9 protein-coding genes are annotated in these 13,488 nt (G+C 43.7%); 1 reads left to right on the top strand and 8 read right to left on the bottom strand.

Annotation, left to right across the window (positions count from 1 at the left end):
- Nucleotides 1–8: 8 nt before the first annotated feature.
- The 3 genes from OIM59_RS00890 to ruvA all read right to left on the bottom strand — a co-directional run bounded on the left by OIM59_RS00890 (nt 9) and on the right by ruvA (nt 4,990).
- On the bottom strand, nt 9–3,131 hold the full coding sequence (locus OIM59_RS00890) for a TonB-dependent receptor (protein WP_299170230.1): 3,123 nt from the start codon (nt 3,129–3,131) through the stop codon (nt 9–11).
- Between the two features lie 205 nt (nt 3,132–3,336).
- Nucleotides 3,337–4,164 carry a prolipoprotein diacylglyceryl transferase gene (gene lgt / locus OIM59_RS00885; RefSeq protein ID WP_204434621.1) on the bottom strand — a complete coding sequence of 276 codons (828 nt, stop codon included), beginning with the start codon at nt 4,162–4,164 and terminating at the stop codon, nt 3,337–3,339.
- 229 nt (nt 4,165–4,393) lie between these two features.
- Nucleotides 4,394–4,990: a Holliday junction branch migration protein RuvA gene (ruvA, locus tag OIM59_RS00880; protein WP_299170234.1), complete on the bottom strand. Its 597-nt coding sequence runs from the start codon at nt 4,988–4,990 to the stop codon at nt 4,394–4,396.
- A 170-nt stretch (nt 4,991–5,160) separates the two neighbouring features.
- Between ruvA and OIM59_RS00875 the strand changes: the two genes are divergently transcribed.
- Nucleotides 5,161–6,060, top strand: a complete 900-nt coding sequence (locus OIM59_RS00875; protein WP_299170236.1) for a diaminopimelate dehydrogenase — start codon at nt 5,161–5,163, stop codon at nt 6,058–6,060.
- Nucleotides 6,061–6,132: 72 nt separating this feature from the next.
- Here OIM59_RS00875 and OIM59_RS00870 read toward each other — a convergent pair whose 3' ends face one another.
- The 5 genes from OIM59_RS00870 to OIM59_RS00850 all read right to left on the bottom strand — a co-directional run bounded on the left by OIM59_RS00870 (nt 6,133) and on the right by OIM59_RS00850 (nt 13,403).
- Complete coding sequence (locus OIM59_RS00870) at nt 6,133–6,978, bottom strand: SDR family oxidoreductase (protein ID WP_303894319.1); 846 nt, start codon at nt 6,976–6,978, stop codon at nt 6,133–6,135.
- A 1-nt stretch (nt 6,979) separates the two neighbouring features.
- The gene (locus OIM59_RS00865) at nt 6,980–8,203 is read right to left on the bottom strand and encodes an NADH:flavin oxidoreductase (RefSeq protein ID WP_303894316.1); all 1,224 of its coding nucleotides are present in this window, start codon (nt 8,201–8,203) and stop codon (nt 6,980–6,982) included.
- Nucleotides 8,204–8,216: 13 nt separating this feature from the next.
- Nucleotides 8,217–8,984, bottom strand: a complete 768-nt coding sequence (locus tag OIM59_RS00860; RefSeq protein WP_299170241.1) for a DUF1295 domain-containing protein — start codon at nt 8,982–8,984, stop codon at nt 8,217–8,219.
- A gap of 85 nt (nt 8,985–9,069) precedes the next feature.
- A complete protein-coding gene (locus tag OIM59_RS00855) occupies nt 9,070–10,626 on the bottom strand; it encodes an ATP-binding protein (protein ID WP_299170242.1) in 1,557 nt (518 codons plus the stop codon).
- 173 nt (nt 10,627–10,799) lie between these two features.
- Entirely contained in the window at nt 10,800–13,403 is a 2,604-nt protein-coding gene (locus OIM59_RS00850; protein WP_299170244.1) for a TIM-barrel domain-containing protein, read from the bottom strand.
- Nucleotides 13,404–13,488 lie beyond the last annotated feature (85 nt).

Below are 13,488 nucleotides of genomic sequence, written 5' to 3'. Positions count from 1 at the left end.
ATTTTAAATTAGAAACCAATTTGTAAACCAAATGATACAGAAGTTGCAAGCGGGTAATTCCAGTTCGGGTTTTCCGGGTCCGGACAAGTCAGACTCTTGCTCTTGATAGTCAGCAGGTTTTGACCTGACACGTAGATTCTGGCACTAGACATCTTAAACTTAGACAAGAAAGAAGCAGGTACCGTGTATCCCAATTGGAGGGTACGCAATTTCATATACGATCCATTCTCTACATAGTAGCTGGAAGCTCTACCTTCATCTGCGGTGTTATTGGTCGTCAAAGCCGGAATCGTAGAACTTGTGTTGTTGGTATTCCAAGCACCCAGCAAACGGGTTCCTTTGTTAGAACCAGCATCTACAATACTCCAGAAGTCTGTCTGTGCTTTCTGGTTGTTATATACATCCTGATTGCAAACGCCCTGCCAGAACATTGTCAAATCGAAATTCTTGTAATTCAGTGCGATGTTCAAACCATAAGAGAAAGCAGGAACCGGATTATAAATCCAATCCTGGTCATTGGATGTAATGACGTCATCTCCATCCAAGTCTGCATATTTCAAACCACCCACACGGGCATTAGCCTGTCCGGAAGCGTCTACTTCAGCCTGATTCTGGAACAAGCCTTCTACTATATATCCTACAGAAGAACCATAAGGCATACCTGATTCCACTAAATTTTCTTTAGAAGTATGGGCATAAGCTCCAGTAGTAGTCGACGGCAGATAAGTAACCTTGTTACGGAAGAAGTCTATATTGGCACTGACATCCAAGCCCAGTCCACAAGCCAGTGACTTACGGTATCCTACGTTGAATTCCATACCCCAGTTGCGCAAAGAAGGACCATTCAACCAAGAAGCACCTCCTTCACCAATGGCACCCAAGTAAGCCGGATTAATCAACATATCACTGACATTCTTCACATATCCATCGATTGTACCATACAAACTGCCGTTCAAAAGTGTAAAGTCGGTACCTACGTTATACTGCGTAGCCGATTCCCATTTCAAATCAGGATTGGCAAGCTGAGTAGCACGATATCCTGAAGGGAACGTACCTGAACCCTGAAGATACAAGTCGTATGCGGTAGAAGTCACACGGTCCAACCCGTAATCCACGACATACAGACCAAACTGTGCATTGTTATCAATTGCCTGGTTACCTGTCTGTCCCCAAGACAATCTCACTTTCCAGTCATCCATCCAGCTTGCCTTTATCCATTTAGACACACGCAAACCCAATGTAGCTGCCGGGAAAGTACCCCAACGGTGACCTTTACCAAAACGAGAAGAACCATCTTGACGGATAGTGAATGAAGCCAGCACCAAGTCATCAAAATTATAGTCAATCTTACCAAAGAAAGAAGCCAGACGATAACCTACTTTCGCACCTGTATTCTTCATGACGCCCGTAGCAGCGTTCGGCCACATATAATCCACATCTTCCAATGCATAGCCTTCTGAATAAGCTGAGAAATCAATAGAACTTTGCTTTGACAATTCAGATCCCAACAAAACATTGAAATCATGTTTCTTTGCCACATTGAAATTGTAGTTAATGGTATTCGACCATGTCCAGTTCACTTCATTCTTATTTGACAAGGTAGTCTTAGCGATATCATTGTTGACAATATCAGAATGGAAAGTGTGCGTCATTGAGTTAATGATTGAATTATACGTATCAATACCGAAGTTGGAACGGAAAACAAAACCTTTGAAAGGCTTGATATCTACATATCCGTTACCAAACAGACGCCAATAGTCCAAATGATTGTCTTTGTTCTGATACAATTCACGCATCGGGTTCTGACGGTCGCTCATACCGCCCACCGGACCAGCAAAAGTGGTCCCGTCTGTTTCATATACCGGTACAGTCGGTGCCATCTTCAACGCGTTTTCCATCGGGGCGCAATCCACCTGACTTGAATAAGTCACTGTGAAGTTCTCGCCGATAGTCACATACTTGTTCACATTGTATGAAGAGTTCATACGGGCTGAAATATTTTCGAAATCCGTATACTTCAAGATACCGTTGTTCTTCTTGTAACCCAATGAGAACATCGTTGAATGCTTGTCATTCGCATGCGAAAGAGAAAGGTCATAATTCTGAGAGAAACCGACTCTTGAAATTTCATCCAACCAGTCTGTATCAGAATAACGCATCGTCTTCTTGCTGTTGATGAATCCGTCATACAATCCGTTGACCGTATAATTCACATACTGGCTGGTACTTGGATTCCACACAGTAATCGGTGTACCTGAAGCTGCATTTAAGTTCAGGCCATAGTTGCTGGCATACGCCACCGGATCCAATCCATCATTCAATGCGGCCTGTGCCATGGCTGTAGCGTATTCCGATGAATTACAAACATTCATCAATGACTGAGAAGAATAAAACTGAGCAGTCAGATTAGCAGAGAAATCGACTTTCACCTTGTCTGCCTTCTTTCCTTTTTTAGTAGTAATGATGATTACACCGTTCGAAGCTCGTGAACCATAGATAGAGGCAGAAGCCGCATCCTTCAACACCTGCATACTCTCAATATCATTGGCATTCAATGAATTCAGAGACATGTTGGTAGGCACACCATCAATCACATAAAGCGGATCCTGAGAAGAATTAAAAGAACCGATACCGCGAATACGTACCGTAGCCGTACCACTCGGAGAGCCGTTGGTCGTAACTGTCATACCAGCCACTTTTCCTTGCAAAGCTTTCATCGGGTCTGGGTCTGGAGCAGTTTTCAACGCATCTGTAGAAACCACAGCCACAGAACCGGTCAAATCAGCCTTACGCTGGGTGGTATAACCTGTAACCACTACTTCCTGCAACATTTCCGTATCTTCCACCAAGTTTACATGCAAAACTGCCGCAGCTTTCAAAGTTTGAGTTTTAAAACCCACATAAGAAATAACAATTTCTGATCCTTGTTTTACTGATAAAGAGAATTTTCCATCAAGATCGGTAATCGTACCGTTTGTTGTACCTTTTTCAAGAACGGAGGCTCCAATAATCGGTTCCCCATCAGACTTTGAAATTACAGTCCCTTCGACCTGCAAACTTTGCGCTTGCAATACCATACACACCATTGAGAACAGGAGTGTAAATAAGAATGCTCGTTTATTGCTTTTCATTTACGCATAAGATTAAGTTAAACATAAGATTGTTTCTCACCGTTTTCAAAACGGCATTGCAAATGTACCCCTCCACTCCAAAAAGGCATATAAAAAATGTTTCATCCTCGAACAATTATGTTACATGAAACATAGTTGTTCAAAGATGAAACATTCGTACGATAAGTTCACCTCCTAAGAGGAAGTCACTTATTATCAGAGATTATCAAAACGCTTCTTTCCGTTTCTTGCTTGTAGCTATCAGATAAATGCCCAACAGAATCAAAGGTACGCTCAACCATTGCCCGATGTTCAGAGTCATCCCCACTTCTTCGGCCACCTGCGGATTTTTCATAAATTCCAATCCAAACCGGGCTCCGAAAAATATCAGTAAGGCTACACCTGTAATCAACCCTACCCGTTTTCCAAGATGATACTTGTGGTACATCACCCAGGAAACAATCAAAGCTACCAGGCAATACAGCATCTCATATATCTGGGTAGGATGACAGGCCTGTGCCACTCCGTTCTGGTTATACAGTTCCTGCCATTCACGTGAACGCACAAATTCAAATCCCCACGGCAAGGTGGTCGGGAAACCGAAAATCTCGGAATTCATCAGGTTACCGAAACGGATGCATATACAAACCACGGCTACAGCCGGAATCAGACGGTCGAACAACCACCATACACTTTTCTTCGTGACGGTCTTGGAATACCAAATCAATGCCAGTATCAGAGCAAAAACGCCCCCATGACTGGCCAGTCCCCCTTTCCAGATTTTCAGAATCTCAATGGGATGCGCTCCATAATAATCCCACTCGTAAAAAAGACAATGTCCCAGACGGGCTCCTATTACACTGCTGACGATGCAGTACATAAAAAGTTTGTCGGCCCAATTATCCGGACAGCCTTCTTTCTTCAACATACGGGAACCTATTTCGTAGGCCAGGATAAATCCCAAACCCCACATCAAACCGTACCAACGGATTTCGAGCGAACCCAAATGAACCAGCACCGGATCCACATCCCATACAATGCTTGCAAATGTCATGCTACTTAATTTTTTAATCAATAAACTTCACAAAGGAACAAAAAAAATGTATTGCTTCAAAACAGATGAAAAATTCTTTAAGATTGCCTCACCCCTTTCACCGAATACTAATTCCACCTTTCAGTACTCCCTAAGCAGGACTCCAGTACTTCCTTGGAAGTATTCCAGTACTGCCGGAAAAGTACTAGAGTACTTCCAAGGAAGTACTGGCAGACGATAGTATTCTGATTTAAAGCCGTTTCAAAGCCAGCTTGATTACCTTTTCCACCGGTGCCTCCGGTTCCTCCTTGAGAATCTGGGCAGTCACCTTCTGCGACGGAGCCTGGGCAAATCCCAACATGGTCAAAGCCGCCACTGCCTCCTCATATACTTCCGAATGGGCAGCCATTGCCACCGACTTTACGGTAGCCGCACTCTCGATGCCTGTCACGGCAATCTTATCCTTCAATTCCACAATGATGCGCTGCGCAGTCTTCAGTCCGATACCTTTCACGGTCTTCAGCAACTTGTCGTTCCCACTGCCGATGACATTGCACAGTTCCGAGGGAGAAAGCGCCGACAAAATCATACGTGCCGTATTTCCTCCAATACCCGACACACTGATGAGCAGCAAGAACAACTCCCTTTCCTGGCGAGTGGAAAACCCGTACAACACGTATGCATCTTCCCGGATGGCCTCGTAAATATAGAGTTTTACTTCTTTCTTACCCTGTACCGCCGAAAATGTATTCAACGACACATTAATGCCATATCCCAATCCGTGACAATCCACTACCACCCAAGCCGGAGTAGCCTCCACAAGTTCTCCTTTGATATATTCAATCATGTTTTCCTAACAATTTATAAAATGGAGAACAAAAATAATGATAAGAAAGTTATAAATTGTAAGTTCCACGAGTTTTTTTGGAAATTCTCCCATTTTCAGCTTGTTTGGAACGATTCTAATTCTGTATTTTTGCGACACAATCAACGAAACAACCTAAACATATAAGAAATATGAAGAAAATAAGAGCAGCCGTAGTGGGTTACGGAAACATTGGGAAATTTACCCTGGAAGCCCTTGAAGCAGCTTCCGATTTTGAAGTAGCAGGTGTAGTACGTCGCCATGGAGCAGAAAACAAACCTGCAGAACTGGCCGACTATCCGGTAGTAAAGGATATCCGCGAACTGAAGGACGTAGACGTAGCTATTTTAGCTACCCCGACCCGCAGCGTAGAAGCCTACGCCAAAGAAATCCTGGCATTAGGCATCAACACCGTAGACAGTTTTGACATCCATACGCAGATTACCAGCCTGCGCCGCACACTGGACGAAACAGCCAAGGCACACAACGCCGTTTCTATCATCTCTGCCGGATGGGATCCGGGAAGCGACTCTGTAGTCCGCACATTGCTGGAAGCCATCGCTCCGAAAGGTATCACTTACACCAATTTCGGTCCGGGCCGCAGCATGGGACACTCTGTAGCCGTTCGTGCCATCGAAGGAGTGAAAGACGCCTTGTCTATGACTATTCCGGTAGGTACAGGCATTCACCGCCGTATGGTGTATGTAGAACTGGAAGAAGGAGCTGATTTCAAAACCGTAGAAGCAGCCATCAAGACCGACCCATATTTTGTAAACGATGAGACACACGTCATCCAGGTGCCTTGTGTAGACGACCTGAACGATGTAGGCCATGGCGTAAACCTGGTACGTAAAGGTGTATCCGGAAAAACTCACAACCAGCTGTTTGAGTTCGACATGAAAATCAACAATCCGGCCCTGACTGCCCAGGTACTGGTTTGCGTAGCCCGTGCTTCCATGAAACAGCAGCCGGGATGCTACACCATGATTGAAATTCCGGTAATCGACCTGTTAGCCGGCGACCGTGAAGAACTGATTGCGCATCTGGTATAATACAATACATCTCTATATCGCAACGGGCCGACTCCTCCGCATGAGGTGCCGGCCCGTTTCTTTTATATCATTCTACAGCCATCTCCGAACAATCTCTTCCGTGCGGTTCCACAATTCCTTTTGCTGCACATGAGGAAGATATTTCTTCGACAGCCGCACCGGATGTCCACTGGCATTCAATGTACCTGTCCGCTTCCCTGCTTCTTCATCCAATAAAAGCCCCACTGCCGTAGCAGCTCCCTGGCGGGGTGTCCGGATAAAAGGACGGAAAAAGACATCCGTCAGCGGGTCAAACCATAAATGCATAGTGATGATATCAGTCGACACAATCCCCGGATCGGCTGCATTGACCACAATTCCCTTCTCCTTCACACGGTCGGCCAGTTCCAGCGTGAACAAAGTCAATGCCAGTTTGGTATTGCTGTACACCGGAATCCGCCAGAAACTTCCTTTCTTGCCCTGGTAGAAAAAATCCGGGAAATCCAACCGACCGATGGCATACGTACACGATACCATGTTCACCACCCGGCTTCCCTCTCCCATCAACGGAAGCAATTTTCGCGTCAGCAGATAAGGCCCCACATAATTCACGCTCACCGTACGCTCCAATCCATCTTCCGTGTAGTGCCGTCCGGTTTCCATCGTTCCCGCATTGTTCATCAACAGGGTCAGTTTCTCTCCACGAGCGCAAATCTTTTCCGCAAAAGCAGCCACAGAAGCCAACGAAGCCAAGTCGATAAATTCCACTTCAATATCCGTATTCCCCGTATCCTTTATCAACTGTGCTTGCTTCATCTCCGCCTTCTCCAAGTTACAGCAGGCCATCACTACCCGATAACCGGCCAATGCCACTGCACGGGTGATTTCCGTTCCCATTCCCCCGTCGGCCCCCGTAATTACTGCCAGTTTCCGTTCCATCTTATCCCTTACTTTCAATACGTTCAATTTCTTTCTTCAGACAGGGAGGCAATTCTTCCTTCAGATGCTGATGACAAGCCATGTCCAAGGTGTACATGCGGGCAATGCAATAATTACTGTGACGGCAGTTGCACCGTGCCTCCTCTTCCCGCCGCATACGGTTCACGAAATCCGGTTCATTGAGCAAGGCACGTCCCATCTGCACCGCCTTAAACCCAAGATTCAATACCTCGTCTATTTTCTTTCGGGCCACCAGTCCTCCTACATACACCAGTGGCATATCCAGTGCCTCACGAAACTTCAAGGCATCTTCCAGAAAATACGCCTCACGGAAAGGAACGGAAGGAATCATATATTTTCCCACCAGTCGCACTCCGTATTTCAACCACCAGCAAGTCATGTAATACGTCATGGTACGGATAGGCATCTCCCCACGCATCACATACATCGGCGCCTTGCTGACAAATCCGCCACTCAGCACCAGTGCATGCGCACCCAGTTCCTGCAACTTCCGCGCCACCTGCAAGGACTCATCCAGTTCCATGCCTCCACGGAACCCGTCGCGCATGTTCATCTTGACCAGCACCGCCATATCATTTCCCGCTGCTTTCATTACCTCCTCCATCACCATTTCCATGAAACGCATCCGATTCTCCAACGAACCTCCGAACTCATCCTTCCGGTGATTGGTAGCAAGCGAAAGAAACTGGCTGATGAGATAGCCATGTCCGGCATGAATTTCTACGGCATCAAAGCCGGCTTCCCGTGCCAGACACACCGCCTGCCCGTAAGCCTTGGCCATCTCCGGCAATTCATCGGCCCGAAGCCCTCGCACAAAGGTGGGGGAATACAAATTAAATCCACTGCTTGCCCCTACCGGCAGACAGCCGCAAATGCTTTTGTGCGACATGTTACCGCAATGGCCCAGCTGGATACTTGCCGCTGCCCCTTCGGCATGTACGGCATCCGTCAGCTTGCGCAATCCAGGCACAATCTCCGGCCTCATCCACAACTGCCTGTCGAACGAAAGTCCGCTGCGGGTCACGGCGGCATACGCCACCGTCGTCATCCCCACCCCTCCGGCAGCTACCGAACGGTGATAGTCCAACAGCTGCTCCGAAGGCACATTTCCCGGACACATGCTTTCGAATGCCGCCGACCGAATGGTACGGTTACGCAATGTCAGCGGTCCCAAAGTTACCGGCGTAAATAAAAGTGAATCCATCTTTCCTCCTTTCCTAATATATATAAGGTATAATTCTCTTCCGATTACCGACTGCCTGTCGGCCGAACTCCTCACAGTAGCGTTTATAAATGGCATCGGCACGAGGTACCAGATTGGCGGCCGTCCACCAGACAAACACCCAGGCCGCAGGCGAGGCGGTCAGCAAAGCGAAACCCGTCCATTCCACCAGTTCCCCGAAATAATTGGCCGAAGTCACATAGCGGTAGAAACCTTTCTCCGGCAGGTAATGCCGCGTATCTCCCGGCTTACGCAGGTTTCGAATCACATGGTCTGCCTGCCAATTAATGCCCATTCCTATGGCAAATAAGATGATTCCCAGCCACGGCAAAGGATGCGACCAGTAAGTCGCCGGTTCATACTTTCCGGGTAAGGCACAGCTGAAAAAGCTGGCTGCCAACAATGTAGCATTGATGACATTGAAAAGTATCCCCATCGCCATGATAGCCAATGGCATCTGGCTCTTTCCTTTCATCAGCAACGGGAAGACAAACGAACGTTGAAAATAATGTAACATGAACAAGGCCACAAACACAGCTTGCGGCGTATATAAGCTGACTCCTCCTTTCCAAGCTCCTATCCCCATTACCAGAAATGCCGGAGCCTCCATACATACCCAGCCAACTTTGTTGGGAACAGACCATCCCCATGAGCGGGTACGAAACATGCCGTAACCGGCTTTCACAAAATAAAGTGACACAAAGACTACTACTGCCAAAGCAGACATGGCATAGAGCATAAGTTGATAAGTTTCGTCATTCATAGCGTGCGATTTTGCCCTTGAAGATAAGGAAAATATCTGTACGAGAAAGAAAAATCCAGCTTTCTTCTTACTTATCAACCACTAATTATGAATTACTTACGGTTTTCCAGGCTTCAATTCCTCGAGTCTGATTACTGAAATTTACCCCAATCTTATACAGTTTACGCGAATCAGATGCAAATGGAAGGGCATAATTCTTTTCTTCAATCTGACGAATAGCCTCCTCAGCCGTACCTTCCAATTTAAATTCCATGACATAAATATAGTGGTCAGTCTTCAACACCAAATCAATGCGTCCCTGCGAAGTATGATATTCCACTTGTGTATAAAAACCCAACAATTTAAATACAATAAAAAGTACATTTTGATAATGCAGTTCCAAATCACGTGTCATTTCATAGGGAATATCTGCAAAGAAACTCTGCAAGCGATGCATGAAGCCCTCAATATTCCCCTCACGTACCTCTTTCACAAAACTCATCAACTCAAAAGCCGTATTCCCTGAATCCAAATGTGCGTAACAAGGAAGCAGAAACTTGGTAAAGCCCTCTTCCACTTCCCTATTCGGGAATCCCAATTCATATACTTGAAATTCTTGATTATACCCTTTTATAGTCAGGTACCCACTTTGATACAAATAAGGAATTGGATTATTGCTCATTGAGTTTATTCCTTGCAGGGAATCAGCCATCGCTACTTCACTCGTCAGACGCTGCAAATCATATCGGCTTTCCTTTAACAGTTCGACCAAAAAAGTCGGTGTACCCGTTTCAAACCAGTAACTTCCGAAATCTCTGTTAGCAAATGTATTAAGTAAACTAAAGGGATTATAAATATCCACTCCATTGGGGGTAAAATGGTACCCGTCATACCATTCCTTCAACCTCTTGTAAGTATCTTCCAACTGTGCTCCTCCGGCTTCTGCCAAAGCCTCTACATCCGGCACAAAATCTCGATGAAGTTCCTCCTCCGAAATACCGCAGATATTTTCATATTCACGCAGCATGGAAATATCCCTCAGATTATTCAGGTCGCTGAACACGCTTACTTTATTAAATTTAGTCACCCCTGTAAGCAATGCGAATTGAATGTACTGGTCACAACTTTTCAATACTCCATAAAAAGCCTTTAAGGTATTTCTATATTCAGTCTGAAGTACCTCGTTCCCTATCGTTTGCAACAAAGGCTTGTCATATTCATCCACCAAGATAACCACCTTGCATCCTGTCGACTCCGAAGCACGGCGTATCACGCCCTGAAAACGCAAAGAGGATGAAGTTTCCGAAATCTCCTTTCCATACAATTTTTCCCACCGGGTAAGAGCCACATTCAGCATATTCGCCAAATCTCGTGCAGATTCATATTTCTGGGCATTCAAATCCAGATGAAACACGGGATATTTCACCCATTGCTGCTCCAATCGCCCGATAGAAAGTCCTTTGAACAGGTCCTTCTTCCCTTGAAAATAGGCTTCCAAAGTAGAAACCAGCAGACTCTTCCCAAAACGGCGCGGACGGCTCAGAAAATAATAGTTTCCTCCCGTTACCAACCGATAAATCCATGCGGTCTTGTCCACATAAACATATCCTCCTTCACGGATTTTTTCAAAACTCTGAATACCAATCGGATAAAGTCTGCTCATACTATAGTTGTTTACTCGTTTATGTACAAAAATAAGAATTTACTTTGATTTTTCAGTCAGGAAAAAGAAGAAAAGCTGTTTCTCGTAATAACCATACAAATATTTAATTTGATACACACCATAAAAATTTCCCCCCAATAGTAGAGTTCATACTACTGGGGGGAGATAAATGACTAATCTTTAAATTTTATAACGACCTTATCACCTGTGTAACAAATATCTTGTTCTTTATATGAAGTTTTAGAAATCCTTATTAAATGAAAATTACGTCTCAACTTAATATTAGGAAAGTATCCGACTCGTTTCCCGATAGTCAACTCATTCTTTTGATCATCCCAACTTAAATTAATACTTGCATATTGCCCCTTCTCATAATTATAGTTTGTTCCTTCATCTTCATATAATGTATAAGCTCCGTCTGCTCCTGCAAAAATCTTAATAATCAGATTTCCAGAACGTGCCTCCTTTACTGTCTGAGGATTTCCTTCTGCTAAAGGTAAAATTCCTCCTGCTTTCACAAACACTGGTATACAATCCATTCGAGCAGGAACTATTTTCCATCCATGATTATTCACATAGATATTATTCCAAAAGTTATACCATCCACCTTTAACAGCAGGGAAATACACTTTCCAATTTTTCACATTACTTTCAACAATGGGAGCTACAAGCAAAGACGGACCAAACATATATTGGTATTTTTGAGAAACAGCCACCGTATCATTCACAAAATCCATGACTAAAGGACGCATTAAAGTTCCATTGCTAAAACTTACCTTTGCACTTTCTGAATAGATATAAGGAACTAAACGATAGCGAATAGCAAGAGCTTGACGAGCAAGCGAAGTTAAATTAGGACCATAATTCCAAAATTCCGTGTTTGTGTCATATCCATGTACACGCATTAAAGGTAAAAAAACAGCAGTTTGTATCCAGCGCATCAAACATTCTTGATAAATAGAATCTGTGTATTGATTCTTAGGACGAAAAAAACCTCCAGCATCGTATGTCCACCAAGGTTGACCTGAGATAACCATTCCAAGTCCTCCCACAATCTGTCGCCTTAGAGTATTCCAATCATACCCCACATCTCCTGACCACGTTGCTGTAGCATAACGTTGCATTCCAGGAAATGCACTCCGCGTTAAAATCATAACCCTTTTATTTGGTGCATCTCGCCGTAATCCTTCATACACAGTTTTATTAACTAACAACGGATAAGCATTCCGAAACACTTCACCAGGAATTTTCTTATCAGCCACCATTCTACCCACTAAATCATCATTTTCAGGTTCTGTAGCATCCTGCCACCAAGCATCTATTCCATATTTTAAAAGTCTGCTACTAAAATTCTTCCAATAATACTTTGCTGCATCAGGATTAAAGAAATCAACCCAGGAAGTTCCAGGAATAAAAAAACCATTCTTTTCCATCCCTTCTCCGACTTGAGAAGAAGGATCAACTTTAGACCATACCGAGATCATTAACCTCATATTCATTTCATGCAATTTATTTACCATCTGCCCAGGAGCTGGATAATATCTTTCATCAAACTTCATGGCATTCCATCCATATTGTCCCCAATATTGCCAATCCTGTACAATTACATCCACAGGCAATTTAGATGAACGAAATTTTTTTGCCGTTTCTAAAAGTTCTTCCTGACTATGGAAACGTTCCCGACAATGAATATAACCCAATGCCCAATCTGGCAACATCGGTACACTTCCCGTTACATTTCTATAAGAATCTATAATTTTATCCACATCGCCACAAAAAACTGTATAATCTACACATTCAGCCACAGGAGAACGAAAAACAGTCTCTTCATCAACCATTTTGAAAAAGACTTTAGGAGAATCATTTTTCTCCAAATTAGCAACAACATCATACACACCAGCTTCTAACTCAACAATAGCTGATGTAGTAGGAGGAAGCCATGTATTGGACATGTCAAATATAGTTTTATTTCCAATACGCAAATGATACTTTCTTGCCATATTCTGTCCCACATCAAGCATTATCGAATAACGTCCAGAAACAGGCACATTCAATTTTGATGCAAAAACATAATTCTCACGAATTTCTTTTTTCCCTCCTTCTGTAGAAGTAATTTCTACTTCCTCAATCTTTCCTCCTCCTTTTATGGGAACAAGCCTTAAAGTGTCATTTGCTGGATTAAAATCTGTCAAACCATAGTTATTCCATAACACTCCATACCCTTTATCTGAAATCAGCATGGGCACAGCTATTTGTGTATTCACTTGAGTTAACCTACGTGACAAACCTTTCACATTTAAATAACCGTCCTGAAACTGGCCAAGTCCAAACTGATGTTCTTCTTCTGAAGAATAAAATCTCTGCAAAGCACAATATGTATTCACATTCTGTACCATCGAAGGAGTAAGCTGTCTTCCACGTTCTTGCAGTATTACCTTTCCTTCAGGAGAAAAGAATGTTACCAAACCATTCTTTAGATTTATCTTGGCACTGATTCCTGATAAAAGAATAGATAAAGTATCCTTTTCTTTCTCAACATGATATACCACAGATTTTTCGTGAGTAGTATAAATCCATTCAGGTAATGAATCATTAAAAGGAGGGCGTACAAACTTTACCCTTAAAGTATTCTCTGTCAATGGATAGAAATACAACTTTCCATCTGTCAGATTTACTACAATTTTTTTCCCCTCTTCATAAAAAAAATTTTTATATTGAGCTCTTATTTCAAACCAAAAAGAGAACAAAATAGTAAATGTACAAATAAACCTCATCATAAAAAATCAAACATCTTAAATATATAAAGAAGGGAGCTGTTCCGCTACAATACTTTATTCAGCGCTAAATGAAATCAGCTCCTTT

Source organism: Bacteroides mediterraneensis (genome assembly GCF_025993685.1).
In the GTDB taxonomy this organism is placed as follows: Bacteria; Bacteroidota; Bacteroidia; order Bacteroidales; family Bacteroidaceae; genus Phocaeicola; species Phocaeicola mediterraneensis_A.
This window is presented reverse-complemented; position numbering and strand designations above follow the sequence as displayed.